At 57.8% G+C, this 26,104-nt stretch carries 23 protein-coding genes, 1 tRNA gene and 4 pseudogenes; 17 read left to right on the forward strand and 11 right to left on the reverse strand.

The window, feature by feature from the left end; all coding sequences use genetic code 11:
• Nucleotides 1-13: 13 nt before the first annotated feature.
• Both hrpB and AC0V6Z_RS14900 read right to left on the reverse strand, forming a co-directional pair.
• Nucleotides 14-2,443, reverse strand: coding sequence for an ATP-dependent helicase HrpB (gene hrpB / locus AC0V6Z_RS14895; protein WP_472639191.1), 2,430 nt, complete (start codon nt 2,441-2,443; stop codon nt 14-16).
• 8 nt (nt 2,444-2,451) lie between these two features.
• Nucleotides 2,452-3,465: a polyprenyl synthetase family protein gene (locus AC0V6Z_RS14900; RefSeq protein WP_472639192.1), complete on the reverse strand. Its 1,014-nt coding sequence runs from the start codon at nt 3,463-3,465 to the stop codon at nt 2,452-2,454.
• Nucleotides 3,466-3,529: 64 nt separating this feature from the next.
• Here AC0V6Z_RS14900 and AC0V6Z_RS14905 point away from each other — a divergent pair, with 64 nt between their 5' ends.
• Nucleotides 3,530-3,847 carry a chorismate mutase gene (locus AC0V6Z_RS14905; RefSeq protein ID WP_472640931.1) on the forward strand — a complete coding sequence of 106 codons (318 nt, stop codon included), beginning with the start codon at nt 3,530-3,532 and terminating at the stop codon, nt 3,845-3,847.
• Between the two features lie 14 nt (nt 3,848-3,861).
• On the opposite strand, the gene AC0V6Z_RS14910 is transcribed toward AC0V6Z_RS14905, so the two are convergent.
• The 3 genes from AC0V6Z_RS14910 to AC0V6Z_RS14920 form a co-directional block, all read right to left on the reverse strand.
• Complete coding sequence (locus AC0V6Z_RS14910) at nt 3,862-5,184, reverse strand: sensor histidine kinase (protein WP_472640932.1); 1,323 nt, start codon at nt 5,182-5,184, stop codon at nt 3,862-3,864.
• A 160-nt stretch (nt 5,185-5,344) separates the two neighbouring features.
• Nucleotides 5,345-6,022: a response regulator transcription factor gene (locus AC0V6Z_RS14915; protein WP_472639193.1), complete on the reverse strand. Its 678-nt coding sequence runs from the start codon at nt 6,020-6,022 to the stop codon at nt 5,345-5,347.
• Between the two features lie 125 nt (nt 6,023-6,147).
• On the reverse strand, nt 6,148-6,465 hold the full coding sequence (locus AC0V6Z_RS14920) for a PepSY domain-containing protein (RefSeq protein WP_472639194.1): 318 nt from the start codon (nt 6,463-6,465) through the stop codon (nt 6,148-6,150).
• Between the two features lie 151 nt (nt 6,466-6,616).
• Between AC0V6Z_RS14920 and AC0V6Z_RS14925 the strand changes: the two genes are divergently transcribed.
• The 3 genes from AC0V6Z_RS14925 to AC0V6Z_RS14935 are packed head-to-tail and all read left to right on the forward strand — an operon-like array spanning nt 6,617 to nt 9,391.
• Complete coding sequence (locus tag AC0V6Z_RS14925) at nt 6,617-8,425, forward strand: ABC-F family ATP-binding cassette domain-containing protein (RefSeq protein WP_472639195.1); 1,809 nt, start codon at nt 6,617-6,619, stop codon at nt 8,423-8,425.
• Nucleotides 8,422-9,012, forward strand: coding sequence for a uracil-DNA glycosylase family protein (locus AC0V6Z_RS14930; protein WP_472639196.1), 591 nt, complete (start codon nt 8,422-8,424; stop codon nt 9,010-9,012). The genes AC0V6Z_RS14925 and AC0V6Z_RS14930 overlap by 4 nt, the downstream gene beginning before the upstream one ends.
• A gap of 28 nt (nt 9,013-9,040) precedes the next feature.
• Nucleotides 9,041-9,391, forward strand: coding sequence for a SnoaL-like domain-containing protein (locus tag AC0V6Z_RS14935; RefSeq protein WP_472639197.1), 351 nt, complete (start codon nt 9,041-9,043; stop codon nt 9,389-9,391).
• 23 nt (nt 9,392-9,414) lie between these two features.
• Here the strand turns inward: AC0V6Z_RS14935 and AC0V6Z_RS14940 are convergent, their stop codons facing one another.
• Nucleotides 9,415-9,900, reverse strand: a complete 486-nt coding sequence (locus tag AC0V6Z_RS14940) for a DUF6456 domain-containing protein (RefSeq protein ID WP_472639198.1) — start codon at nt 9,898-9,900, stop codon at nt 9,415-9,417.
• Between the two features lie 100 nt (nt 9,901-10,000).
• Between AC0V6Z_RS14940 and AC0V6Z_RS14945 the strand changes: the two are divergent.
• From AC0V6Z_RS14945 to AC0V6Z_RS14955, 3 genes and pseudogenes are all read left to right on the forward strand, one after another.
• A pseudogene (locus AC0V6Z_RS14945) lies at nt 10,001-10,583 on the forward strand (helix-turn-helix domain-containing protein).
• 8 nt (nt 10,584-10,591) lie between these two features.
• Nucleotides 10,592-10,840 carry a hypothetical protein gene (locus AC0V6Z_RS14950; RefSeq protein ID WP_472639199.1) on the forward strand — a complete coding sequence of 83 codons (249 nt, stop codon included), beginning with the start codon at nt 10,592-10,594 and terminating at the stop codon, nt 10,838-10,840.
• Between the two features lie 8 nt (nt 10,841-10,848).
• The gene (locus tag AC0V6Z_RS14955; RefSeq protein ID WP_472639200.1) at nt 10,849-11,793 is read left to right on the forward strand and encodes a glycosyltransferase; all 945 of its coding nucleotides are present in this window, start codon (nt 10,849-10,851) and stop codon (nt 11,791-11,793) included.
• 9 nt (nt 11,794-11,802) lie between these two features.
• Here AC0V6Z_RS14955 and secF read toward each other — a convergent pair.
• From secF to yajC, 3 genes and pseudogenes are all read right to left on the reverse strand, one after another.
• Nucleotides 11,803-12,784 (reverse strand): annotated as a pseudogene (gene secF, locus AC0V6Z_RS14960) (protein translocase subunit SecF).
• Between the two features lie 13 nt (nt 12,785-12,797).
• Nucleotides 12,798-14,397: pseudogene (gene secD / locus AC0V6Z_RS14965) on the reverse strand (protein translocase subunit SecD).
• A 66-nt stretch (nt 14,398-14,463) separates the two neighbouring features.
• Nucleotides 14,464-14,784, reverse strand: a complete 321-nt coding sequence (yajC, locus tag AC0V6Z_RS14970; protein ID WP_472639201.1) for a preprotein translocase subunit YajC — start codon at nt 14,782-14,784, stop codon at nt 14,464-14,466.
• Nucleotides 14,785-15,019: 235 nt separating this feature from the next.
• Here yajC and AC0V6Z_RS14975 point away from each other — a divergent pair.
• The 7 genes and pseudogenes from AC0V6Z_RS14975 to accC all read left to right on the forward strand — a co-directional run bounded on the left by AC0V6Z_RS14975 (nt 15,020) and on the right by accC (nt 21,374).
• Nucleotides 15,020-15,096 (forward strand) — tRNA-Pro (locus AC0V6Z_RS14975).
• 73 nt (nt 15,097-15,169) lie between these two features.
• Entirely contained in the window at nt 15,170-17,317 is a 2,148-nt protein-coding gene (locus AC0V6Z_RS14980; RefSeq protein WP_486176506.1) for a TonB-dependent receptor plug domain-containing protein, read from the forward strand.
• A 79-nt stretch (nt 17,318-17,396) separates the two neighbouring features.
• Nucleotides 17,397-18,266 (forward strand): HpcH/HpaI aldolase/citrate lyase family protein, encoded by an 870-nt coding sequence (locus AC0V6Z_RS14985; protein ID WP_472639204.1) that lies wholly within the window; start codon nt 17,397-17,399, stop codon nt 18,264-18,266.
• 77 nt (nt 18,267-18,343) lie between these two features.
• Nucleotides 18,344-18,757, forward strand: a complete 414-nt coding sequence (locus tag AC0V6Z_RS14990) for a holin family protein (RefSeq protein WP_472639205.1) — start codon at nt 18,344-18,346, stop codon at nt 18,755-18,757.
• 64 nt (nt 18,758-18,821) lie between these two features.
• Nucleotides 18,822-19,283 (forward strand): type II 3-dehydroquinate dehydratase, encoded by a 462-nt coding sequence (locus AC0V6Z_RS14995; protein ID WP_472639206.1) that lies wholly within the window; start codon nt 18,822-18,824, stop codon nt 19,281-19,283.
• A 220-nt stretch (nt 19,284-19,503) separates the two neighbouring features.
• Complete coding sequence (gene accB / locus AC0V6Z_RS15000; protein ID WP_472639207.1) at nt 19,504-20,001, forward strand: acetyl-CoA carboxylase biotin carboxyl carrier protein; 498 nt, start codon at nt 19,504-19,506, stop codon at nt 19,999-20,001.
• A gap of 21 nt (nt 20,002-20,022) precedes the next feature.
• Nucleotides 20,023-21,374 (forward strand): annotated as a pseudogene (gene accC, locus AC0V6Z_RS15005) (acetyl-CoA carboxylase biotin carboxylase subunit).
• 273 nt (nt 21,375-21,647) lie between these two features.
• On the opposite strand, the gene AC0V6Z_RS15010 reads toward accC, so the two are convergent.
• Nucleotides 21,648-21,950, reverse strand: a complete 303-nt coding sequence (locus AC0V6Z_RS15010; protein ID WP_472639208.1) for a GFA family protein — start codon at nt 21,948-21,950, stop codon at nt 21,648-21,650.
• A 199-nt stretch (nt 21,951-22,149) separates the two neighbouring features.
• Nucleotides 22,150-22,611, reverse strand: coding sequence for an Lrp/AsnC family transcriptional regulator (locus tag AC0V6Z_RS15015; protein WP_472639209.1), 462 nt, complete (start codon nt 22,609-22,611; stop codon nt 22,150-22,152).
• Nucleotides 22,612-22,844: 233 nt separating this feature from the next.
• Between AC0V6Z_RS15015 and AC0V6Z_RS15020 the strand changes: the two genes are divergently transcribed.
• From AC0V6Z_RS15020 to AC0V6Z_RS15030, 3 genes are read left to right on the forward strand one after another with little or no spacing between them, the layout of a single operon-like run.
• Nucleotides 22,845-24,713, forward strand: coding sequence for a histidine kinase dimerization/phospho-acceptor domain-containing protein (locus AC0V6Z_RS15020; protein ID WP_472639210.1), 1,869 nt, complete (start codon nt 22,845-22,847; stop codon nt 24,711-24,713).
• Nucleotides 24,694-24,993 (forward strand): hypothetical protein, encoded by a 300-nt coding sequence (locus tag AC0V6Z_RS15025; RefSeq protein WP_472639211.1) that lies wholly within the window; start codon nt 24,694-24,696, stop codon nt 24,991-24,993. Before AC0V6Z_RS15020 ends, AC0V6Z_RS15025 begins: the two co-directional genes overlap by 20 nt.
• A gap of 45 nt (nt 24,994-25,038) precedes the next feature.
• A complete protein-coding gene (locus AC0V6Z_RS15030; RefSeq protein WP_472639212.1) occupies nt 25,039-26,070 on the forward strand; it encodes a polysaccharide deacetylase family protein in 1,032 nt (343 codons plus the stop codon).
• The last annotated feature ends 34 nt before the right edge of the window (nt 26,071-26,104 follow it).

Below are 26,104 nucleotides of genomic sequence, written 5' to 3' on the forward strand. Positions count from 1 at the left end.
CGATAGTCTAAACTCATTCGCGATTGAAGGCGTTTTTCGTCTTTAGGCTCGGCTTTTCGCTCCACGGTTGTTCAGGCCAGCGATGCTTTGGATACCTGCCCTTCATATCCTTTGCCACATCGGCCCAGCTACCGCGCCAAAATCCCGGCAAATCGCGGGTCGATTGGATTGGACGTCCCGCAGGACTGGTGAGCTTTAGCAGCAGCGGCGTTTTGCCAATCATTGGCTGGCTATCTAGGCCAAACAAAGCCTGCACGCGCACTTCAACGCTGGGCGCATCATCACTGGCATAGTCAATCGCGTGGCGTGTCTGTGCGGGCGAAATGAAATGGGTGGGCGCGTCTTTATCGAGCCTTTGCCGCTCGCCCCAATCGAGCTGGCCCAAAACCGCCTCGGTCAGCTGCGCTGGCTTCAGGTTCAAATCGCGCCGCCTGATCAGCAGCGGGGCAAGCCACAGCTCCGCCGTCTCTGCTAAGCCTGCTTCAGACAGGCCCTTTACCCCCGCGTATTTACCACGCGCGAGCAGCGGCGCAGGCAGCATTTCCCCCAGCCTTTCCAGAGCTTTCTCCACAAGGATATCCACAAGTGCCTGTTCATCAGGATTTTCATCGGGACCGCTTGCCAACGTAATCGCCCCAAGTTGGGTTTCCCGTCGCGGCATCGCCCGGTTTTTGGCTGCATCCCAATGGATGAAACGGCGTTCCTCAATTTTGGATTGGATCGGTCCGCCGCTGTCTGGTGAGGGCAGGACCGCCGCCGACATGACCCGCGCGCCCTTGGCCTGTCCGCTGGCTGCACCAATCACGATCCATTCAGCCCGCGCAATTGGTGAGGCTGGTTCGAGTACGAAGCCCCGCCCGCCTACGGACAGCCAATGCTCTCCGCTGCTATCGCGGCGTTTCGCGATCATATCTGGCCGGGCAAGAGCAAGGCATTCCTCTGCGGTCGCGTCGCTCGCACTTCCCTCGCCCACCAGCACCGCTGCCTTGCGCGCCCAACCATCAGCTATCTTGCGAGCAGAGCCCGCTCGTTTGCTATCGTCGTTATTCCAGCGTGATAGCCTCTGGAGCAGGTCTTCGCCGCGCCCGCCCAATCCACGTTCTTGCAACAACATAACCAGCCGCGCGCTCGCCTCACCGGCACCTCTTGTAACGCCATAAAGCACCGCTGCGGCCTGGTCGGGTGACATCGGCATTTCGGCAATTTTCTCGCCCCAGTCGGTGATTGAGCCTTCGTTATCAATCGCGCACATCGCCTCTAGCCGCTGGCGTGCGCTCGCGATTGCCGCCTCTGGTGGTGGATCCAGCCAAGTCAGCGACGCAGGGTCGCGCGTGCCCCATGCGGCGAGCGACAAAACAAGCGGGGCAAGATCGGCACTGGTTATCTCAGGAGGCGCAAATGCTTGCCGTCCCGCATGCCCATGCTCCTCCCACAAACGATATGCCACTCCGGCCCCCTGCCGCGCTGCACGGCCCGCACGTTGGGTCGCCGCCGCTTGGCTTGCAGCTCTTGTCACCAGCCGCTGCGTTCCTGCGGCCGCGTCAAACTCAGCGTAGCGAGCGAGGCCAGAATCGACGACAATCGACACGCCATCCAGCGTCAGCGATGTTTCGGCAATAGCGCTCGCCAGCACAATACGGCGGCGGCCTTGCGGATCGCGCTTGATCGCGGCTCGCTGGCTCGCTGGATCAACCTGGCCATGAAGCGGCAATATCGGCGTATCTGGCAAGCGCTCCGCAAGCCTTTCACGAACACGCTCAATCTCGCGCACCCCGGGTAGAAAGGCGAGAATATCGCCCTCATCATTTTCATGCCGCGCGGTGAGCACCGCCTCAACCGTTTGTGCTTCAATGGGCTGCGCGGGATTGGTGCCCAGCCATCTGAGAGTGAGTGGGAAGCTGCGCCCTTCGCTCTCGATAACCGGCGCATCTTTGCCCAGCAGCTCTGAAAAACGCGCTCCATCAATCGTCGCTGACATGGCAAGGACACGCAAATCTTCGCGCAATACGCTGCGCGCCTCAAGCGCGAGTGCCAGCCCAATATCGCAATCCAAATGCCGCTCATGCGCCTCATCAAACAGCACGGCTGAAACGCCGGGCAACTCTGGATCGGCAAGCACACGGTTGACGAATATGCCCTCCGTCACGACCAGAATCCGGGTTCGCGCAGAGCTCTTGCTGTCGAGCCGGGTGGAATACCCGATGGTTTCGCCCGGCTTCTCACCCAGTATTTGCGCCATCCGCTCCGCCGCTGCGCGCGCAGCAACACGGCGCGGACTGGTCAAGATGATGTGTCCTGTGCACCATTCCTCTTCCAGTAGAGCTGGCGCAACCGCGGTGGTCTTACCGGCACCAGGCGGCGCGATTAGCACACCCGCCCCGCTCGCAGCCAAGGCTGCGCGCAGGTCTGGCAACACATGATTTATGGGTAGCTGCGGGTCCAAGACCCTGCTCAATATCCCCGCGCGACAGCAAAGTTAGCTGCTTCCGCCATTGCCGCGCGCGCTTTGCCATCTGGGAAGATCGAGATTGCATCGATGGCGCGCTGGGCAAAATGCTTCGCCCGCTCGCGCGTGTCATTAAGAGCATTGTGGCGCTCAATCAGCTCAATCGCGTGGGCCAAATCCTCGTCCGATGTGCGGTGCCCACCAATCGCTGCTTTCCAGAACGAGCGCTCTTCTTCATCGCCGCGCGCAAAGGCCAGAATTACCGGCAGGGTCATCTTCCCCTCGCGGAAATCATCGCCCTGATCTTTGCCCATTTGGGCCGCATCAGAATCGTAATCAATCGCATCATCGACGAGTTGAAACGCAACGCCCAGATTGCGGCCATAATCTTCCAAAGCGCGCTCTTGCTCTTCACTGCACTCGGCGACCACGGCGCTGATCTGACTGGCAGCGGCAAATAGAGCAGCGGTCTTTGCGCCGATAATGTGCAGATATTGCTCTTCGCTGGTTTTGATCTGGCGCTGAGCAGTCAGCTGCGAAACTTCACCCTCGGCGATCACCGCACTGGCGTGGCTCAAGATCTTGAGCACTTTCAAGCTGCCGTCCTCGGTCATCAATTCAAACGCGCGACTGAACAAGAAATCGCCGACCAAGACGGTCGCCGGATTGCCGAAAATAATGTTGGCGGCGGCCTTGCCTCTGCGCAGCTCGCTGCCGTCGACCACATCATCGTGGAGAAGTGTGGCGGTGTGAATGAATTCCACAGCGGCGGCGAGCTTGTGATGGCGATCGCCCTGATAACCAACCAGCTCGGCGCCCGCGAGCGTCAACATCGGGCGCAGGCGCTTGCCTCCACCGGAGATCAAATGACCTGCAAGGCGCGGAATCAAGGGGATCTCGCTCTGCATCCGTTCCAAGATCACGGTGTTAACGGAATTCATGCCCGGCGCTGTCAAAGACAGCATCGGATCAAGCGTAGGCCGCTTTCCGCGCGGCAATTGAACCACTTCAGCGCTCATATTTGCGCTGTGGGCGAGGCTCACGCGCTTGGCAAGCGCTCAATTGCTGCTAGTTTTGCACGATATGTCCAATGATACGCACCTGCCGAACGAACCCGATCCCATCCTTGCCGGATTTCGCAAGAGTATCGACAATATCGATGCAGCTTTGATCCACATTCTCGCTGAGCGATTTCGGATCACTCAGGCAGTTGGGGAATATAAGGCGAAAGTGACTTTGCCGCCCGCTGATCCTGATCGTGAACAACGCCAGATTGATCGCCTGCGCGCGCTGTCAGAAGACGCCAATCTTGACCCAGAATTTAGCGAGAAATTCCTGCGCTTCATAATCGATGAAGTTATTCGCCACCACGAGCAAGCGCGCGAAGACAGGCACGGCTGAGATTTCGCTCCACGCTATGCGCGCGGCAGGCTCAGCTTGATGAGCACCCCGCCCAGGTCTTCGCTTTCCTCAATCTCCACACCGCCGCCGTAAATCTCGGCAACATCGCGCACGATAGCTAGGCCTAGTCCAGTGCCTGGCTTGCCCGTGTCCAGGCGCGCACCGCGATCAAAAATGCGCTCACGCTCAGCCTCAGGAATGCCCATTCCATCGTCTTCGACCCAAATGACGCATGGCGCGCCTTTGGCCTCGTCTTCGCTTTCGGCATCGACCGTAACGAAGACACTGCCGCCACCATATTTCGCGGCATTCTCGATCAGATTGCCAAGGATCTCATCCAAGTCCTGACGCTCAATCGCAACGATGGCGGTGCGATTGCCAGCGATATCAATACGCGCTTGGGGATAGAGGCGCTCGACTGCCCGGCGCACCGCCTCTGCGCTGTCAAAAATGCTGGTCCGCGCATGGCCAACGGCCCGCCTACCAACCGCCCGAGCGCGGGCGAGATGGTGATCAACGTGCCGCTGCATGGTGCGCGTTTCGCGGATTACCGCATCGCCCAGATCGGGCGCGCGGGCAGTTGCGGCGTTGGTGAGAACCGTCAGCGGCGTCTTCAGCGCATGGGCCAAATTGCCAGCATGTGTACGCGCTTCTTCCGCCTGCTTTTCTGAATGTTCGAGTAGACCATTGAGCTCTTGAACCAATGGTTGGACCTCGGTTGGCAGAGGCTCTGAAATCCTGTTTTCGCCCGTTGAGCGCAAGTTCTGAATGGCCGCACGCACGCGGCGAAGCGGGGATAGACCGACTCGGATTTGCAGCAGAGCCATTGCGAGTAAGCCAAAGCCGAGAACGGCGAAGCTCCATGCCAGAATTGAGCGGATGTTGGTGACCTGCGCTTCGAGTTCTTCCGTTGCGGAGGCAACCGCAAAGGTCCACTGCGTCTCGCTCGCTGGCAGAATTACCGTGCGCTCAACAATGCGCAGCGGCTCCCCCTCAAATTGGTCCGAGTCGTAAAAATGCGGACTATTGTCGAAGTGATCCGCCTTCAGTTCCAGTGGGCTGTCCCACAGGCTGCGCGAGGTAAAGGGCGCAAACCCTTCCCCGCTCACCTGCCAATAGACGCCGCTATTGGGCTCAAAAAAGCGCTGGTCGCCCAGCTCATTATAGAGATAGACATCACCTTGCGGATCGATTTCGGCAGAAGCGATCAGAGCGGTCAGAACATATTCGAGCTGGTTATCAAAATTTTGCTCAACCTGACTGGTCAATGTGCGATCCAGCGCAATGCCGCCGACCAGCAGCAGCATAAAAATCCAGCCAGCCGCGATGAGGCCCATGCGGCGCGCCAGACTGCCCGTTTGGAGCCGAGCTTGAACAGCATCTGCCGCTTTCGCAGGAACAGCGCTTACCTCATCCGAAGATTGCGTATTGCCAGCGTCAGCCGCAGTCACCGTCTCCGCCCCGCTGGTGTGCGAAGCAGAATCGGTGTCCTGCGGACTAAGCGCGGGGCGCGTCTGCGGGATCGTCGAGGCTATAGCCAAGGCCACGGATCGTCGTTATCACTTCTGCACCGAGTTTTTTGCGAATACGCGTCACGAACACTTCAATCGTGTTTGAATCGCGATCAAAGTCCTGATCATAGATATGCTCGATCAGCTCGGTTCGGCTTACCACCTTGCCTTTGTGATGCATCAAATAGCTCAGGAGTTTGTATTCTTGGGCCGTCAGCTTCACCGGCTCTCCTTTAAGAGTCACCCGCCCAGACCGGGTGTCCAGCCGCACTTGACCGGCCGTCAGCTCAGAGGAAGTATTGCCCGACGCACGCCTTATCAACGCGCGAAGACGGGCGATCAGCTCTTCTGTTTGAAATGGTTTGGCAAGATAATCATCCGCGCCCGCATCCAGCCCGGCGACCTTATCAGACCAACTGTCCCGCGCGGTCAGCACCAGCACAGGAAATTCTCGGCCTTCCTTGCGCCACATACCCAGCACTGACAGGCCATCAATCTCTGGCAGGCCCAGGTCAAGAATTACGGCGTCGTAATCCTCTGTGCTGCCTAGAAAGTGGCCGTCTTCGCCATCGGTTGAGAGATCAACCGCATAGCCGGTCTGCTCCAATGTGGATTTCAATTGCTGGCCAAGTGTCGGTTCGTCTTCGACAATCAGAATGCGCATATTTCTGTCTGGTCCCTGGATCGGTGCCTGAAAGGTGAAGTGATCTGGTGCGCCTTTACGCAAAACGCGTCAAGCGAGCGGAGCGAATTGCACCCCGATTGCACCTATACTTTGAGTGAAATCTGTCAGCGAGAGCGATTGATGATGCGCCCAGTGCGAGCGTCGACATCGACGAAAGTAACGCGGCCATCTTTGATGAATTTCAACCGATAGGCGCGCGCAGTGGAATCGTAAGCCGGGCCGAGATATTCGCTGCCCTTCATCCGGGGCAGTACCCGCGCCTCGATCTGGCGCAGCGACATTTGATTGCCTGCCCGCATTTCCTTGCGCGCATTGCTTTGATCGGTCTGCACCTGCGCAGATGCGGCAAACGAGGGAGCGACCGGAATTCCAGCCATAGCCAGAGCGGCAAAAGCGCCAAAAAGAGAGATACCGCGTTTCATGATGCTACCCTGTTTAATGATCACGCGTTGAACATGCAGTGAATAAAGCCTCTGATCAGCGTTCAGGCAAGAAAATTGCAACAGGCTTCTCAAGACAAACGCATGCAAAGCGCTTGCCCGTGCTTTGCCAAGCCCCTACCGCCCGCCCGTTATGGCACAACCACCAATTCTATCCTGGGAAGGGCTAGGCCTTCAGCAAGGCGGTCGCTGGCTGTTTGGCGCCCCCGGCACTGATGGGATCGACCTGCATGTCGGCCCGCGTGATCGCTTGGCACTGATCGGGCGGAATGGCGCTGGCAAGACCACTCTGCTCAAACTGATCGATGATAGGATTGAGGCGGACCGCGGCCTGCGCCGGATTAAGCCGGGCGCGCGGATCGTGTTCCTGGAGCAAGAACCTGACCTCAGCGCCTACGCCACACTGATGGACTTCGCGCTGTCCGGCGATGATGCACCAGAAGCCTATGAAGTAGAATCCATTGCTGGCCAGCTCGGTATCGCCATGGACCGCCCAGCTGACACCGCCAGCGGAGGCGAACGTCGCCGCGCTGCGATTGCCCGTGCGCTCGCTCAAGACCCTGATATTCTGCTGCTAGATGAGCCAACCAACCACCTTGATCTGGGCGCGATCGACTGGCTGGAAGATTGGCTGAACCGGTACAAAGGCGCCTTCATCACGATCAGCCACGACCGGACCTTCCTAAAGCGTTTGACCCGCGCGACCCTCTGGCTGGATCGCGGCAATCTGCGTCGCAAAGAAGTTGGCTTTGGCGGGTATGAAGCGTGGGAGGCAAGCGTCTATGCTGAGGAAACCCGCGCCGCAGAAAAGCTGGATGCGAAACTCAAGCTTGAGGCGCACTGGCTGGAGCGCGGAGTAACCGCGCGTCGCAAGCGCAACCAAGGTCGGCTGGAAAAACTGCATCAGATGCGAGCTGCGCGCGCGGCGATGATTTCCGACACCAGTTCGGCAAAACTAAAACTCGCCAATGACGACGATTTCAAATCGAAGTCGGTCATTGTGGCTGAAAAAGTCTCAAAATCCTTTGGCGAGCGCGAAGTCATCAAGAACTTCTCGTTGCGCATTCAGCGTGGGGACCGGATCGGCATCGTCGGGGCGAATGGCGCAGGCAAGACCACACTGCTCAAAATGCTCACTGGCGAGCTAGAGCCAGACAGCGGGACGGTTGAGCGCGCCCGCACACTGACCGGCGTCATGATTGATCAACAACGCAAATTGCTGAGCCCAGAGGCGAGCGTGCGCGACATTCTGGCCGAGGGCGGTGATTGGATCGATGTACGCGGCGCGCGCAAACACGTGCAAGCCTATCTCAAGGACTTCCTGTTCGATCCTGGACTGGTCGACACCAAAGTCGCCAATCTATCCGGCGGTGAGCGTTCGCGCCTGCTGCTCGCACGCGAATTTGCTCGCACCGCAAATTTGCTCGTGCTTGATGAGCCAACCAACGACCTCGATCTGGAAACACTCGATCTGCTGCAAGAGGTGATCGCCGATTTCGATGGAACCGTCCTGATTGTTAGCCACGATCGCGATTTTCTTGACCGGACCGTTACCGTGACCCTGGGCCTAGATGGGTCGGGGCGCGTTGACGTTGTCGCAGGCGGTTATGAGGATTGGGAGCGCAAGCGCCGCAAGCCGATCACTACGGGTACCAAGAAGAGCAAGCCAACCGCTGCGCCCGCGCCGGAAAAGCCTGCTCAGGCAAAGCCAGCGGGTAAGCTTAGCTTCAAAGATCAGCGAGACTATGAGCTGCTGCCAGCCCGCATCGAGGAGCTGGAGACGGCCATCACCAAGGGTGAGAACATTCTCTCAGACCCCGACCTGTTCAACACGGATCCGCAGCGCTTCACCAATATCTCCAAAGGTATTGAGAATGCCCGCACTGAAAAGGATCAAGCGGAGGAACGCTGGCTGATGCTGGCAGAAATGGCTGAGGAATGAGCGCGGCTGAACTTCACAAAGAAATCACCGCCTGCACAATCTGTGCAGAACACTTGCCGCTTGGCCCACGCCCGGTGGTCCAGTTCTCTGAAAACAGCCGCGTGCTGATCATCGGCCAGGCACCGGGCACAAAGGTTCATGCCAGCGGCGTGCCATGGGACGATGACAGCGGCGACCGACTGCGTAGCTGGCTCGGTTTTGAGAAATCCGACTTTTACGATGCCGACAAAATCGCGCTGATGCCGATGGGCTTTTGCTATCCAGGCAAGGCATCTGGCGGAGATCAACCGCCCCGCAAGGAGTGCGCGCCTGAGTGGCACGATCGGATGCTGGACGTGTTGCCGACAGAGCGTCTGACCCTACTCGTCGGGGCCTACGCTCAGGCCTATTATCTGCCGCAGGCAAAGAAACTTTCCATGACCGAGCGTGTCAGGCGCTTCGCCGATTATGCTCCATTCTTTCCTCTGCCTCATCCGGCCTGGCGATCGGCCATCTGGATGCGCAAGAACCCATGGTTTGAGGAAGATGTGCTGCCCGAATTGCGCTTAGCAAGTGGACGCGCTGCTGACATAATTATCGACTACTGATAGTCTAAGGACACTTAGGAGAGCTGAGATGACGATTGAACAGACTGCCCAAGATTTCTTCAACGCGGTGAAAGAAGATCGCGAAGCCGATTACCAAGCCATGTGGTCCGATGATATTGTGAGCATGGAACCCGGCGATGGCCCCATGTCACACGTGCAAGGACGCGAGCAATTGCTCGAAAAGCACAAATGGTGGAACGAAAATGCCGAAATGCACGGCTTCGATATGGCCGGACCCTTTGTTGTGGGAGAGCAATTCGCCGTGAACTATTCGATGGACGTAACGATGATGGGCGAACGCACCCAATCGTCTGAAACGGCTGTCTACACTGTCAAAGATGGCAGAATCGCCGAAGAACGGTTCTTCTACGGCGGATAATAGCGCGGCGCCCGCGCCCGGTACTAATTGATCCGATAATAGTCGGCGACACGGTCTAGAGCGAGCTTCAGGACCAGCTTGCCGCTGCGCGCGGGCCAACCCAGGGTCTTTTCTGCCACTGGTAGGCCCTCACCTGCGCAGACAACGCGCCAAAGGATATCCTCCAGACCTTTGCCAGCCTGCTGCAAAGCTTCATCAAAGCGGCGCTTGGCCGATATCTGCTTCTCCCCGCTTGAAAGTCCCTGCTCCCCAGTGGTTTTGATCCGCACCGGATCCCAGCGCATCGTGAGGTTCGCTGGCAGCTGCGCTCGCTCATAATCAGCTCGCAGTCGCTCGCCCGCATCGTACAGGCGGTCCGAAATATGACCGCGCGAATGCAGCCAACTGAGCGGCGATTCCGCCAGATTCATCGTCACACTGCGGCGTTTGCCCTTCACCGTGCTCTTGCTCGACTGTTCCCGTCTAGGTCCTTCGCGCGTTAGCTCGCGCTCAACCAATTCTCTTCCCATTGAATCCCTCCTTGTGCGCATTCTCTCCACAGGGCTTGCAATGCATTGGTTCGTGTAGGAAAGGTAAAATTACCGATTTGGTTCTTTTTGTAGGTAGAGCATGATCAACCGCATTCGCGACATTCGCAAAAGCAAGGGGCTGACGCTGGCAGAACTGGCAGAGGCTTGTGATCCGCCAACCACGGCGCAAACCATTGGCTCGACTAGAGACGGGGATGCGCAATCTCTCGCTCAAATGGATGGAGCGGATCGCTGGCGCGCTTGGTGTGGACGCAGAGGCACTGGTTCGCTCTGAAGAGACCCCGCAAGCGCAGATCGTCGCAGAGCTAACTATAGCTGGCGCGGAAGCGCTCGAAAGCCCACGTGAGGCCATTCTACCGACAGATCTCGCTTCCAGTGAGGAGGGTGCAGCGCGCATGGTGCTCAGCGTCTCTGCCAGCATTGGAGAGTTTCGCCCCGGTGACTTGCTATGGTTACGGCAGTTATCGCCCGAGGATGCCGGAAGCGCGATCAATCGCGACTGCCTCGTGCCAAGACCAGGTGGACGCTTTGCCTTTGGGCGTTTAATTGACCGCCGAGGCACGCTGGTTGGCATTCTTCCGCCCGGCGCGGGTGAAAAACAGCAGGTCGTCGACAACCCGCCATGGATCGCGGTTGCTGACATGCTGGTGCGCCGTTTGTGAGCGATCCAGTGAGCGAAGCGTCCAGACATGTCGTCTCGATATCCACTCTGTTCCCAAACGCGGCAAACCCGCGTTTCGGAACGTTCGTTGCACGCTCACTGGAGGCGCTGGCCAAGCGCGGCGACTGGCGTGTTACCGTAATCAATCCGCTCGGCATTCCGCCGATTGCGCTCGGCCGTTACCGTGCGCTCGCCAACTTGCCTAGGCGCATTCTCTCGAAGGCGGAATTGAGGTTCATCGGCCTCGCTTCACCTTGATCCCAAGGATGGGTGCACGCCGAAATGCCAGCGCCATCGCGAAGGCTGCTCTGCCGCTGATCAAGCGTATCCATGCGAGCGATGCGGTCCACGTAATCGACGCGCAATTCTTCTTTCCAGACGGCCCAGCGGCAGCCTGGATCGCGGAGCAAATGCAATTGCCCCTATCGATCAAAGCGCGCGGTGCCGACATCAGCTATTGGTGCGGCCGCGACTTCGCCCGTGAGCAAATCCTCGAGGCCGCAGAGCGCGCCGACGGCATACTCTCGGTCAGTGAGGCGCTGCGCGAAGACATGGTCGCCTTGGGCATGAAACGCAGCAAGATCCGCCTGCACTATACCGGCCTCGACCGTGACCGTTTTCGTCCGCTTGATCACACTGGCTTGAGGGCAAAGCTGGCACATGAACTGGGCTTTGATCTGCCGGAGAAAGTGCCGCTGCTTAGCTGCGTTGGTGCCTTGGTGGAACGCAAGGGACAAGACATCGCGATTGGCGCCTTGCCCTCGTTGCCAGAGGCGCGCTTAATCCTGATCGGTAAGGGCGAGGACGAGCGGCATTTGCGCAGCCTCGCCAGCGATCTGGGTGTGGCAGACCGCGTTCACTTCGCTGGGTCAATCGACCATGATTTGCTGCCAATCGTACTCTCGGCCTCCGATGCGATGGTTTTGCCCACACGCAGTGAAGGCCTCGCCAATGCATGGGTTGAGGCGCTAGCCTGCGGTACCCGCGTGATCACCTGCGATGTCGGCGGAGCGCGCGAGATCATAACCAGCGATGTGGCAGGCTATTTGATCGAACGCACGCCAGAGGCGGTGGTGGGCGCGGTTCAGTCCCTGATGGCAAAGCCAGCCGACAGACAGCAGGTTGCATTCATGGCGGAGCGTTTCAACTGGACAACCAACGGAGCGCAGTTGGCCGAGCATTACGCCAAGCTAGCAGAAAACAGAGCCTAGCGAGCGCAGTTACGCCTCGCCGCGAGCGATCTTTTCCTGCCGCTCTTCCTTGGTTTCCTGAGGTACAAAGCTGTTCGAAGTGACACCCATCCAAATCAGCACCGGCGCCGCCAAATAGACGCTCGAATAGGTGCCGATGAACAGACCAGCGGTGATCGCCGCGACCAGGCCAAACAGACTTGCCGGACCGATTAGCAGCAGCGGAACAAGCGCAACCAGCAAGGTTAAAGAGGTCATCACCGTCCGGGCCAAGGTCTCATTGACCGACAGATCGAGCAGCTCCGGCAGAGGCATCTTGCGATACTTCTTCAAGTTCTCCCTGATGCGGTCGTAGACCACGATTGTATCGTTCAAGGAATAGCCGATGATCGCCAAAATCGCGGCGATAATCTGGAGGCTGAATTCGAGCTGGAACAACGCGAACATGCCCAAGGTTACCGAGACATCGTGGAACAGTGCGAACAGCGCGCCAACGCCAAACTGCCACTCAAACCGAATCCAAATATAGAGCGCGACAGCGAGCATAGCTGCCAGCAAAGCCAGCACGGCATCCTGGCGGAATTCGCCGGAAACCTTGCCGGATACCGAATCCACGCCATCAATCCGAATGTCCGAATAGTCTGACTTCAGACTGTCGGTAATCGCCGTTGTCATCTCGGCGGCGAACTCTGGATTGCCTTCCGCCTCAGGCGGCAGCTTCACCCGGATTGACACCTCGTTGGGCGCACCAAAGGTTTGTACGACCGGCGAGCCAACATTTTCCAAAGCACCAACACTCTCGCGCAGCTCCGCAATCGGAGCCTCTTCGGTCTGAGTGAAGGTCGCGCGGATTTCCTGACCGCCGAGCGAAATCGACACCGTAATTGAGGCCGTTGATCAGCACCAATGCCCAGCTTGCCGCGATCAGCAGCAGACTGAAAATGAAAAACGGCACCCGCAAACGCAGAAATTTGATGTTGGTCGCTTCAGGGACGAGTTTGAGCAGTTTCATGTCGATTCGCCCTTTAAATGTTAATGTCGCTGGGGCGCGTTTTACGCAGCCATCCGGCGACCCACATGCGGGTTAGGACAAGCGCGGTGAAGACGCTGGTGAACAGGCCAATCACCAGGACGACGGCAAAGCCGCGCACCGGACCAGAGCCGAACAGGAACAGCAAAACACCGGCGATGAAGTTCGTGATATTCGCGTCGTAAATAGCGCGGCTGGCCTCTTTGTAGCCGTTTTCAACCGCCGCTACGACGCGCCTACCGCGTTTTCGCTCCTCGCGTATTCGCTCATTAATCAGAACGTTGGCGTCCACCGCCGCGCCCACGGTGATAACAAAACCAGCGATACCGGGCAGAGTTAGCGTAGTGTTCAACCCAGCCATCAGGCCGAGGATAATCAGCACGTTGAAGACCAAAGCGATGGTCGCATAAATGCCGAATCGGCCATATGTCGCGACCATCAAAGCGATCACCGCAACCGAACCGATCAACATGGCGAGCAAACCCTTGCGGATTGAATCTGCGCCAAGGTCTGGGCCGACCGTGCGTTCTTCAATCACAGCAAGCTCGACCGGAAGCGCGCCTGAATTCAGCGCAATCGCCAAGTCAGCTGCGCTTTGAGCGGTGAATGTGCCAGAGATCTGAGCTGAACCACCACAAATTGGCTCATTGAAATTCGGCGCCGAGATAACCTTCTCATCGAGAATGATCGCGAATGGGCGATCGACATTTTCGGTGCTCAAGGTGCAGAACTTCGATGCGCCCTGCTGATCAAACTGAATGTTGACGACATTCTCATTGTTCTGCGGGTTCACACCAGCCTGTGCGTTCGTCAAACTATCTCCGCGAATGCCGCCCAACCGCCGAACGGCGACCATCTGTCCTGCTTGCGGCGTCTCGTCAGAATAAGGAAACGCTTGGCTGCCCGGAGGTACGATTCCCGCCTGTACGTCTGTGGGCAGAGCGTTGAGATCAACCAGTTTGAATTCAAGCTTGGCAGTTTTACCCAGTAGCTCTTTCAATTGGTCGGGATCTTGGAGGCCCGGCACCTGAACAACAATACGGGTATCGCCCTGGCGAATGATCGTCGGCTCGCGTGTACCCAATCCATCGATACGTTTGCGAACCACCTCGGTCGCGCTGTCCATTGCATCGGTAACAGCTTGATCGACACCGTCTTCGGTCGGGGTCAACACCATACGCTGGCCATCGACCACTCTTAGATCCCATTCGCGCACCAGATTATTGCCCATCATCACCGGCTCAAGCAGTCCGCGCGCGCGGTCGATGTCCGTTGGCGTGTCGAGCATGAAGGAAAGCTCGCCGCCCGATGTTGAAATGTCCCCGATCCGAATACGCGGCTCTGCCCGGCGCATTTCACCGCGAACGGTTTCCTCCATATTCTCCAGCCGCTGCACGGCAACTTCGGCGGGATCCGCCTCGAGGAGAATGTGGCTACCGTTCAGCCAAATCCAGGCCAAGGTTGACCTGAGGATTAGGCAGCGCCTCTGGCCACCCCACATTGGCGGCAGCAAACAGCGATGGCATCGCCGCCAGCACTGCGACAAGTGTCAGGCCCCAGAGCCAGAACTTCTTCCATGTCGGAAAATCGAGCATTTTGGTTTCGTTCTAATCCGCGTGACAATGAATGGTAATGCGAGGGGGTGGCCCAGCGGCCAAAGATCAATCGTTGGCTGGCTTGCCGCCTGGTTGGAGCACATCACCAATAGTGTGCTTCACAGCCTTCACACGGACATCTTTGGCCAGCTCAAGCTCGACATTGTCGTCGTTCACCTTGAGCACTTTGCCGATCAGGCCGCCTGCGGTGACCACTTGATCGCCCTTCTTCAGGCCTTCGACCTTTTGCTGATGCTCTTTTTGCCGCTTCATTTGCGGACGGATAATCAAGAACCAAAAGATCAGGATCATGCCAAGGATTGGCAGCCATTGAAGCCATCCTGGAGGCGCATCCCCAGCGCCAGCAGCAGCAAGAATATCAAGCATGTCGAATTAGCCCGTCAAAAATACAAAATCGCAATCATGAAGGTGGAAACTAGCGGTGCAACTGCCTCGCATTTCCCCCGCCCTCATGGGTCAAGTGGGCGCGCCTAGCAGCAATGCAAGGACCTCGCAATCGAAGCCCTTATAATCTGGCCCATGTGCGAACAACTTTAACCGTCCAATATGGGCGCTTGCATGCCCCATAGCCTCGCCCTATAGCGCCGCCTTCCACTGGTTCCGGGACGTAGCGCAGTCTGGTAGCGCATCACACTGGGGGTGTGGGGGTCGCTGGTTCGAATCCAGTCGTCCCGACCAGTGGAACGTTCGTCGAATTTTTGACGATTCCGCTTTCCAATCTGAAATTTCCATTCATGGGCCTTTTCGGAACTTGCGTTGGAAAGGCGCGTTTGATGCACCCTATGGGCTTTCGTTTTCTTTTTTATGCGGTGCTGCGAGCGCGATCTGCGCAGCCCCAACTGCTGCACAAAACGCGGCTGAGGAAATCGTACCGTCTGGTTCGGTGCCGTCTTCCACCGCTGCCAGTTCAGATGAAACGGCCGTTGATTCAGACGCCCGGGCCACATTCACACCTGCTGATTTCGAACGTTTCGCACCGCGCAACGCGCTCGACATGGCGCAGCAAGTTCCAGGCTTCACCATTCGTGAGGGCGGCAATGACCGAGGACTTGGTCAGGCCGACACCAATGTCCTGATCAATGGCCGCCGGATATCTGGAAAATCGAACGGCCCGGTTGATGCACTTCAACGCATCCCAGTCGAAGATGTCGTACGACTGGAGCTGGTGGACGGGGCCAGTCTCGATATCGGCGGCTTGTCGGGCCAAGTCCTGAATGTCATCACCCAGAGCACTGGCCGCGTCACCGGGCAGTTTCGCTATTCGGCAGAATGGCGCTCCTCTGGCGCCCCATTTCGCTGGGGCGATGGCCAGGTTTCATTGGCCGGTGGCGGCGAGAAGACGGAATGGACCCTCGCTCTTGAGAACGATTCTGGGCGGCGCGGCGATGCCGGGATTGAGCGCGTGTTCGATGGCGCGGGAAATTTGATCGACACCCGCCAAGAACAATCGAATTTCAACGGTGACCGGATAACCCTGTCGGGTTCTTTCGCGCGCACTGCAAATAATGGAAATGTCCTCAATCTCACCGGTGAGGTCGGCGGCAATCTGTTCGACCAACGTGAAATATCTGAACGCACCGGGACAATCTCTGACAGCGACCGGCTGCGCGAATTCACCTCCAGCGAAGATGAATTCAATTATGAGCTAAGCGCCGACTACAGCTTCTCGCTGGCAGGCGGACAACTCAAACTGATCGGCTTCACCCGCTACGAGGACAGCCCCACCCGCTCTGAAGTTCTGACCATTTTCGCCGATGGCTCTGCGTCAGATGGTTCTGTTTTTGTCCGCGATGCGGACGAAGGCGAGACCATCATTCGCTCTGAATACAGTTTTGCGGGCCTGGGCGGCGATTTCCAATTTGCGCTCGAGGGTGTCCGGAACTTCCTGGACATCAATTCCGCCTTTGAAGAGCGCGATGACAACGGCGTTCTCCAACCAGTCGACTTTGAGGGCGCAACGGCTCGGGTCGAGGAAGACCGCGCTGAAACCAGCCTGACTTACAGCCGCGCGCTTTCGCCCCGTGTTCAATTGCAGGTCTCCGTCGGCGGCGAATATTCGAAGATCAGCCAATCGGGCGCCTTGGGCCAAACTCGCAGTTTCCAGCGACCCAAAGGTTTTGTCGCTCTCGACTGGAATGCCAATTCGAGGCTCGATCTATCAGGGCGGATCGAACGCAAGGTTGGCCAGCTGAGTTTCTTTGACTTCATCGCCACAACCAATCTTGATCAAGACCGCACCAACGTGACCAATTCCGATCTGGTCCCGCCGCAAAGCTGGCTGTTCGAGGTGGAGGCGAGCCAAAGCTTTGGCGATCTGGGCTCGCTGAATCTGCGCGGTTTTTACGAAGACATCAGTGATATTGTCGACTTGATTCCGATTGATGGCGGCGGACAGGCACCTGGCAATATCGATTCTGCCTCGATCTACGGCCTGTCAGGAGAGCTTACGCTATTATTCGATCCTATCGGCATCAAAGGTCTCAGATTTGATACCGAGATCGAATATTCGGAGAGCGAAGTGCTTGACCCTCTACTTGGCACAGCGCGAGAGATTTCCAATCAACGTTACATCGAATTTGAGGCCGAGCTGCGCCAGGACTTTGTCGGCTCCCCTTGGGCGATAGGCACTGCATTCTTCGCTGGAGACAACAGAGCCACAGTTCGATTGGACGAAATTGCGGACCGCACGGAAAGTCCAGGTTTCCTGCGGTTATTCGTTGAGCATAAAGACGTCTTTGGACTGACTTTGCGCGGACGCATTGCCAATTTGCTCGACCGCCGCAACAATCTCGACCGGACGATTTTCACCGACCGTGCCGCTGGCATTGTGGAGTTCCGTGAGGAGCGCCGCCGCCGCTTTGGCACGATATTTTCAGTCGATATTGAGGGTTCTTTTTAGCGTAAGCGTGCGCCTAGCGCATATGCTTGCGCCGTATCACTGCCCAGCCTAACCATGCTGGAGCAAAGGGGAAAGATCGATGACACTGCGAATGCGCTCTTGGCTGTTCGCCCCAGGTGATAGCGAGAAAAAGATGATCAAGGCCGCCGACAGCGCGGCCGACATCGCTTTGCTTGATCTGGAAGATTCAGTCACCCCGGACAACAAGCCTGCTGCGCGGAACTTAGTACGCGATATGATCGCCAGCCGCGAAGACAAGGCGCGCATTTGGGTGCGAATTAATCCGCTGTCGAGTGGCGAAACGGAACGCGATCTTGATACCATCATGCCTTCCGGCCCTGGCGGCATCTTCCTGCCCAAGGCAGAGGGCGGACACGACGTTGCAACCTTGGACGCTATGTTGAGCGAGCGCGAGACGAAGGCAGGGCTGGAACCTGGCTCAACCCGTATCGCCGCACTGGTAACTGAAACTGCCGCCGCGATGTTCACCACCGGCACCTATGACGGAGCACCGCGGCTCGTCGCGATGAGTTGGGGCGCGGAGGATCTCTCTTCAGAACTCGGCGCTCAGGAACAGCGCGGACCGGACGGTGAATATTCCCACGTCTATGAAATGGCTCGCAGCCTCTGCTTGCTTGGCGCGGTGAAAGCTCAGGTGGCACCGATCGAAACCGTTCAGCCGGAATTCCGCGACCTTGATGCGCTACGGACACGAGCCTTGATGGTCAGAAGGCAAGGCTTTCGCGGTATGCTCGCGATCCATCCCGCTCAAATCGAGCCGATCAACAGCGCCTTCACACCCAGTGAAGAAGAGCTATCCCATGCCCGCGCGGTGGTGCAATTGTTTGCCGACAATCCTGGCGCAGGCACCCTCGCCTTGGATGGCAATATGCTTGATCGCCCGCATTTGGCACTTGCTCAGCGGATATTGACGGAAGCCGGAGAATAGCTGATTGGGAAATATATTTTTCCTACTTGAACCGTTTTGGTTATTTATTGTGCGACTCATGATAAGGAGCTGCATTAATGGCCATTTTGGAAACGCTGATCGGTCCGATCACATCAATCATCGACAAGATCATTCCTGACAAGGAAGCACGCGCCAAGGCCAAACTTGAACTCTTGAAGCTAGAAGGCTCGCAGGAAATGCGGCTGATCGAGACTCAAATCTCAGCCATCATTGCTGAGGCAAAATCAGCCGCCCCCTGGACCAGCCGTGCACGCCCCAGTTTTCTTTATGTGATGTACGCAATGATATTGTGGGCACTGCCAATGGGGGTGCTCGCCGCCTTCAACCCTAGCGCGGCCACGAATATCGCGGCGGGAATGAACGCCTATCTCAACGGCCTGCCTGAACCGCTCTATGCGCTGTTTGGCACTGGCTACCTCGGCTACACCGCCGCCCGCCAATGGGGTAAAGTGAAGGGCGTAGATCAGTAGTTTTCCTGGTTCAGCCACTGATGCGGACTTGAGCTTGCCAATTACCCCGCGCTAAACGGCCTGCATGACAGACAATTCTGCAGCGCCTTCCGGCACGATCTACGTCCTCAACGGCCCCAATCTCAACCTGCTCGGTCTACGCGAGCCTGAGATATATGGCTCTGACACACTTGATGATATCGCGGGCATGCTTGAGGACAAAGCTCGTGAGCACGGCCTAACCATTGAGATGCGCCAAACCAATTATGAAGGCATGCTGGTCGATTGGCTGCACGAAGCGCAGGCGGAGGGCGCGCGCGCCGTTCTACTGAATGCGGCTGCATACACTCACACATCTATCGCCCTGCTCGATGCCATTCGCGCGATAACCATTCCGGTTATAGAAGTGCATCTTTCTGATCCAAAAACGCGAGAAAACTTTCGCCACCTCTCTTATGTCGGGATGGCGGCCGCGAAAACGATCGAGGGGCATGGCGCAGCGAGCTACACAATCGCTCTTGATGCGGTGATTGGCGACGAGGTCTAGTCCCTCAAGGCAAGCGACTCCTTACGGTGCTCGGGGTAACTTGGCAGTCTGCGCAGCATTAGGCGCACGCATCGCAAGGCCTACTTGGCCGACTGGGACGGCAAAACCCGTCCATGCCACTTGCCAGCCGCAATTTGCGGGAATAATCACCCCCACAATCACGCTGCACCCCAGTTTGCGATCCCGCAAATGACCGCAGCAGACACAATAAGGGGCCCCCATGGCGACCAGCAAAACAAATGGCGGACGCAAATCCGGCATGGATGTTGACACCAAACTCGTTCGCGAACTCGCAGAGCTGCTGAACGAAACCGGCTTAACCGAAATCGAAGTTGAAGAAGACGACCGCAAGATCCGTGTTGCACGCGGCGGCTTTGCGCCTGCTGCGATCAATGCGCCGGTTGCGGCTGCTCCAGCCCCGGCCCCTGCCGCCGCTGCACCAGCCGCAGCGCCAAGTGCCGCAGAGGCTCCCGCCGACGAGAGCGAAAACGCAATGCTCTCGCCAATGGTCGGCACGGTTTATCTTGCGCCGGAACCCGGCGCAGACGACTTCATCAAAGTCGGCGCCTCTGTCAAAGAAGGTGACACCTTGCTGATTATCGAGGCGATGAAGGTGATGAACCCGATCCCTGCCGATAAGTCAGGCACGATCAAAGCTATCCTGGTCGAAAACGCGCAGCCGGTCGAATTTGACCAGCCGCTGGTCGTGATAGCGTAAAGCGCGCGAGGAAAACAGGCTATGGCCATTACCCGCATCCTGATCGCCAATCGCGGCGAAATCGCTCTGCGCATCCACCGCGCGGCCCACGAAATGGGCATCGAGACAGTGGCGGTGCACTCCACTGCGGACGCTGATGCAATGCATGTGCGCCTTGCCGACCACGCGGTCTGCATCGGCCCGCCATCTGCAACTGACAGCTATCTTAATGTCGCAGCGATCATCTCAGCCGCTGAAGTGGCGCAATGCGATGCGATCCACCCAGGTTATGGCTTTTTGTCAGAGAACGCCAAGTTCGCTGAGATCGTTGAGGCGCATGACATCAAATGGATCGGGCCAAAGCCTGAACACATCGTCACTATGGGCGACAAGGTTCAAGCCAAGAAAACTGCTCGAGCGAGCTTGGCTTGCCGCTGGTGCCCGGCTCTGACGGAGCCGTCTCTGACCCGGAAGAAGGCAAGAAAATCGCCGCAGAAATCGGCTATCCGGTAATCATCAAAGCCGCCTCGGGCGGCGGCGGCCGCGGAATGAAAGTCTGCGAGAGCGAAGACGAACTCGAAACTCTGATGCAACAAGCCGGCAGCGAGGCGAAGGCCGCGTTTGGCGATGCCACCGTCTATATTGAGAAATATCTCGGCAATCCGCGCCACATCGAATTCCAGGTGTTCGGCGACGGCAATGGCAATGCGATTCATTTGGGAGAGCGCGATTGCTCGCTGCAACGCCGCCACCAAAAAGTGCTGGAGGAGGCCCCCTCCCCAGTAATCAGCCACGAAGAGCGTATGCACATGGGCGAGGTCTGCTCAAAGGCGATGCGCGATATGAGCTATCGCGGCGCGGGCACGATCGAATTCCTGTGGGAAGACGGCGAGTTCTACTTCATTGAAATGAACACCCGGCTTCAGGTGGAGCATCCGGTTACCGAAGCCATCACCGGCGTTGATTTGGTGCGCGAGCAAATCCGCATCGCGGCTGGAAAGCCCTTGTCTGTGAAGCAGGAAGAGCTTGAATTTAATGGGCACGCGATTGAGTGCCGGATAAATGCAGAGGATCCTTTCACCTTCGCGCCTTCGCCCGGTCAGGTGACCTATTATCACCCGGCTGGCGGCATGCATGTGCGGGTCGATAGCGGGCTTTACGCGGGCTATAAAATCCCGCCCTATTACGACAGCATGATTGCCAAGCTGATCGTCTATGGTCGCAACCGCGAGGGCTGCATCATGCGCTTGCGCCGCGCGCTTGAAGAAATGGTGGTTGAGGGACCGAAGACCAACATTCCACTTCACCAGGAATTGCTCAAGCAAAACGATGTGCTGTCCGGCGATTACTCGATCAAGTGGCTTGAGAGCTGGCTAGAAGAGCGCGAGAGCTAGGGCCGCAGACGCACTCAGGCTGGCGAGAATGATACGGTATTTGCCCGGAGTGCTGCTTCTGATGATTGGCTTAGCTGTATTCTCGCTGCCATATTGGGCGCCGCTTGTCTCTGATGTCCGAGTGGAACCGGAGGCCTTCAAGCGTTCGGGTCAAGTCGGCGGTGGAGTGATCGGCGTCGGAATCGCTCTGATCATCGCTGCTGTTATTGGCGGCCGCAAGAGGAGCTGAGCGGGCGGGAGCCTCCCCAGAATTGGCGCAGCGTGGCGTTTGTTCTAATCGAACGTGATCCCTGCGGCCTGAGCCTCTGCAATGATTTCCGGCCCAGTTTTCATCGGGCTGTCTTGCGTCAGATCATACCAATCCGGCTTCTCATCGACAAAAATTTGCTGCTTGATTGGCAATCCGTCTGGCAGGTCGAAGTGACCAGCAGCAAAGCTATAGAAATTCGTCGGCAGAAAGCGATACCAAAGCGCGCTGCCGCACTTGCTACAAAAGCTGCGCTCTGCCCAATCGCTTGACTTGTAAGTTCCAACACTGGCTTCACCTGAGATCGTGAAGTCAGCTCCCGCGACCATGGAGCCAAAGCTGCCATAGGTCCGCTAGGCACATTTCGCAGTGACACACATCCACTTCGCACCGCATACCATTCAAGGTGATCGACACTGCGCCGCATAAGCACTTCCCAGTTAGCGGATTGTCTAAGCTGGCGACCTCGTCACCGCCGGGGCTGTCTTCGAACATTTCGCTCATGGGCTGAATTCCGGCTTTGCAGTATTAGAGAGGCACTCCGGGCGAATATTTCGCGGTGCGTATCGTCAGTGAGGTCTTCACGCTGTCAACATTGGGCGCAGGTGTTAGCTTGCTTGTCAGAAACTCCTGAAAGCTCTGCAGGTCATTGCTGACGATCTTCAAAATGAAATCGATCTCGCCGTTTAACATGTGTACCTCGCGCACCTCAGGCAGATCGCGCATGGCGTCTTCAAATTCACGCAGGCTCGATTCGGCCTGGCTCTTCAGGCTGACCATCGCGAAGACAGTGATCGCAAAGCCCAGCTTCGACGGGTCAAGATCCGCGTGATAGCCGCGAATAACGCCGTCTTCCTCCAAACCGCGCACTCGGCGCAGGCACGGCGGCGCGGTTAATCCCACGCGCTGTGCGAGCTCTACATTGGTTACGCGCCCTTCCGCCTGCAATTCAGAAAGCAGGCGTTTATCGATTTCATCCAAATTCGCCATGCGGCGTACGCTCCCATTTGGCCTTCATTTATGACTAGCAATGTTCCTAGGAGAACAAGAGCTAGCAAGTATTTGCCCTCAGACCGAGGTGCAAAACTAATATTATTATGTTTGCCAGCAATTGTCCCGCTTTGCAACGCGTCTGAAAGCCATGTGTGAATGTTAGAAAGGCTTGGTATGAAACTTTCGGCCCCACTAGCGCCTGATGGCCGTGTGTGTGTATCGGAGCAGATATGTTTTTTGACGACCGCCTTGCGACTGTGCTGCGCCAACGCGCAGACACCGACGTGGGCGCTCGCACGCAATTTCGCCAGCTGCTCGACATCCTTGGCAATCGCAAGTTTGGCATCCTTGATGGCCGTCGGCAGAGCCTGGTTGCCGCCTCTTGGCTACGCATGGATGCGCTGGCTGACAAAATTCCGGCGCACGCAAGGGCATCGGCGATTCGCGAGCGCGGTTGGCGGTTTCGCAGCGCTGATCTAGCCGCCCATCTGGCCGATTTCGAACCTGAGGTGGCGGCCGCTGCTCTGCACCGCGCAGAATTGAGCGATGAGGATTGGACTGCCCTTATCCCAAGGCTGCCTGTGAGAGCGCGCGGCTTTTTGCGGCGCAGGGATGATCTGCCGGTTGATGCAGAGCGCTTGCTTGATCAATTGGGCGTGCATGACCGCGGGCTGCCTCATCCAAACGGTTATGACGATACGAAGGGATTAGATACGCCGCCAGCCTCTTGTGAAGCCCCTGCTGAGCCGATTGATACACCTCCAGACGTCCCCTATGCGTCACTGATGGGATCGAGCGCTCCGGCGACGATCATGCCGCTGCGCAACAAGCCAGCAGACTATCCTCTGTCTCCAGCCAATGAGCCGTTCGAGCTCAGCGAAGAAGTCCCGGCGGACGAAGAAGTGGCGGAAAGCCTTGCTGTAGAAAACCCCACTGAGGAACAGACAGGCGAAACTGAACCTCAAGAAGCACGCGCGCCCGAACTAGAACGCCAAACAGGGCAGCATGGTGTCGGGGAAGCTAAGAGGCCCCGGACGGACAGAGCGTCCTATGACCCGTTCGGACTGACAGACCAACCAAGCATGGCAACGAACCCGATGGGCAGCCCAGAGATCGACCCCAATCGCAGCGAAATTTCCGCTCTGGTGGAGCGGATTGCGCAGTTCAAGCGCGATCGGGAAAGCGGCGCGCAGGCCATCGACAGCGCCCCGCGCCTGCCGCTGGAGGAGCAGCCGCGTCAATCTGAACGTGAAGTGCGCGGGTTCGGCTTTGCCACCGACGCGAATGGCCGGATCGAATGGGCCGAACCAGAGGCCGCGCCGATGGTGATCGGCAAGCGGCTGGTCCCGGCTCAAGCCTTTACCAATCCCGCTGCGCAATCTTTGATTGAACGCGCCTTTGATCGCAGACAGCCGATTGCGCACGCACCCCTGGCCATGGCGGGTGCAGAAGCGATCGCGGGCGACTGGATTGTCGATGCACAGCCGAACTTTGCCGACGAAGGCAATTTCACTGGCTATGTCGGCCGGTGCCGCCGCCCTGCGAAAGCCGCCAGCATGCCCGGCCAGGGCGGCAGCGAAGGCGACCGCATCCGCCAATTGCTGCACGAGCTGCGCACACCGGTCACCGCCGTTCAGGGCTATGCCGAAGTCATTCAGCAGCAATTATTCGGCCCTGCCCCGCATGAATACCGCGCTTTGGCCGCGGCGGTCGCCGCCGACGCCGCGCGTATTTTGGCAGGCTTTGAAGAGCTAGACCGGCTGGCCAAGCTGGAAACCGGCGCTGCTGAAATGATTCCAGGCGACACTGATCTAGGCGCAATGATCGCCAAAACCGCTCAGCAATTGGCGCAGGTGCTCGGACCACGGATGGCAGGGATTGAGTTTGTCCAACCTGAAGGCCCGCCGATTATGGTAGCGATGGACACCGGCGAAACCGAAGCGCTCATTTGGCGCGTGTTGGCGACCCTTGGCGGGGCATGCGCGTCTGGCGAGATGATCACTTGCCAATTGCGCCGCGATGATCGGCTGGTCCGGCTAATTTGCGAATTGCTTAGCTCAACTGATTTCCGAAGAAGATTTGTTCGCTGCTCAAGTTAAGCCCGCCAACACCGTTCTCAACGCAGGTCTGTTTGGCGCGGGCTTCACCTTCCGCCTAGCCCGGGCTGAGGCGCGCGCCGCCAAAGGCGGGCTGTCTCACGAGGGCGAACATCTGGCGTTGATGCTCCCACTCTTGACCGCTCAGCAAGCTCTGCCTAGCCAAGACGGATCGGACGCAGGTGCGGGTCTGCAGGTAAGCAATCCTCAAGACGTCCCCGCTATTTCCGAACATGAAAATGCCGCTTCGATCAGCGGCGAACGTGGCGGCGGGAAAGCATAAGCTCCAGCGATCCCGCTGAATTGGCAATCAGGGAGGGAGCTCAGCATGCAACCCCTTTCTGAATCAGCAGCTGCGGGCGAAGCACGGTCCATTCTTGATCCGCCTGCACAAAGCGCAAGAGCGAAGTTCGCGGATGACTTTGGCCAACGCGTTCTGCTGACAGTTGACACCGAAGAGGAATTTGACTGGGAAGCGCCCTTTTGCAGAGATGGCTTTGGACTGGAGCATATCCCTGAATTGCGCCGATTTCAGCAATTCTGCGAGCGGCTGGGCATCATCCCACTCTATTTGGTCGATTGGCCAATCGTAAATTCGCCAGCCGCAGCCGAGATCATCGGCGACGCAGTCAAACGCGGCACAGCCGAAGTTGGCGTGCAATTGCATCCATGGGTCAACCCGCCGTTCGATGAAGAGGTGAGCGCACACAATTCCTATGCCGGGAACCTGCCGCCCGCATTGGAAGCGGCCAAGTTCATGCAGTTGCGGGATAGGATTGAGGTGGTGTTTGGCGCGCCTCCGCTGATCTACCGCGCTGGCCGATACGGTTTGGGCCCGCAAACCCCGGACTTGCTTAAGTCGGCGGGAATCGCGGTCGACACCTCTGTCAGGTCTCTGTTCGATTATTCCGGCCAGCACGGACCCGATTACTCCGCCCATCCGCTGTGGCCTTATTGGGCCGATGCAGAGCGCCAATTGCTCGAACTGCCTGTGACCAGCGCCTATTGGGGCATGCTGAGGCGGCAAGGCGGCGTGGTGCGCCGCTTGCAAGAGCGCTTCCCCTCTCTGGGCCGAATCCTATCGCGCCTGGGCATGATGGAACGGATTGCCTTGACGCCAGAAGGTGTGAGCGTGGAGGAGGCCATCCGCGGTATTGATATGGTTCTGGACGACGACGTGCCTGTATTGACGTTGTCGTTTCACAGTCCCTCTCTGGCACCTGGTCACACGCCCTATGTCGAGACGCCGGCTGAGGTTGAGGGCATTTATGATTGGTTTGAAAGGGTTTACGCCTATCTCGACCACCGAAACATTCCCAGCACCAGCGTGGCCGAGATCATGCAAAATGTAATCAGATAGGTTCTTTTCAAAAATAGACGAAACGGGTGCTTGT

This window comes from Erythrobacter sp. SN6-5 (genome assembly GCF_057364945.1).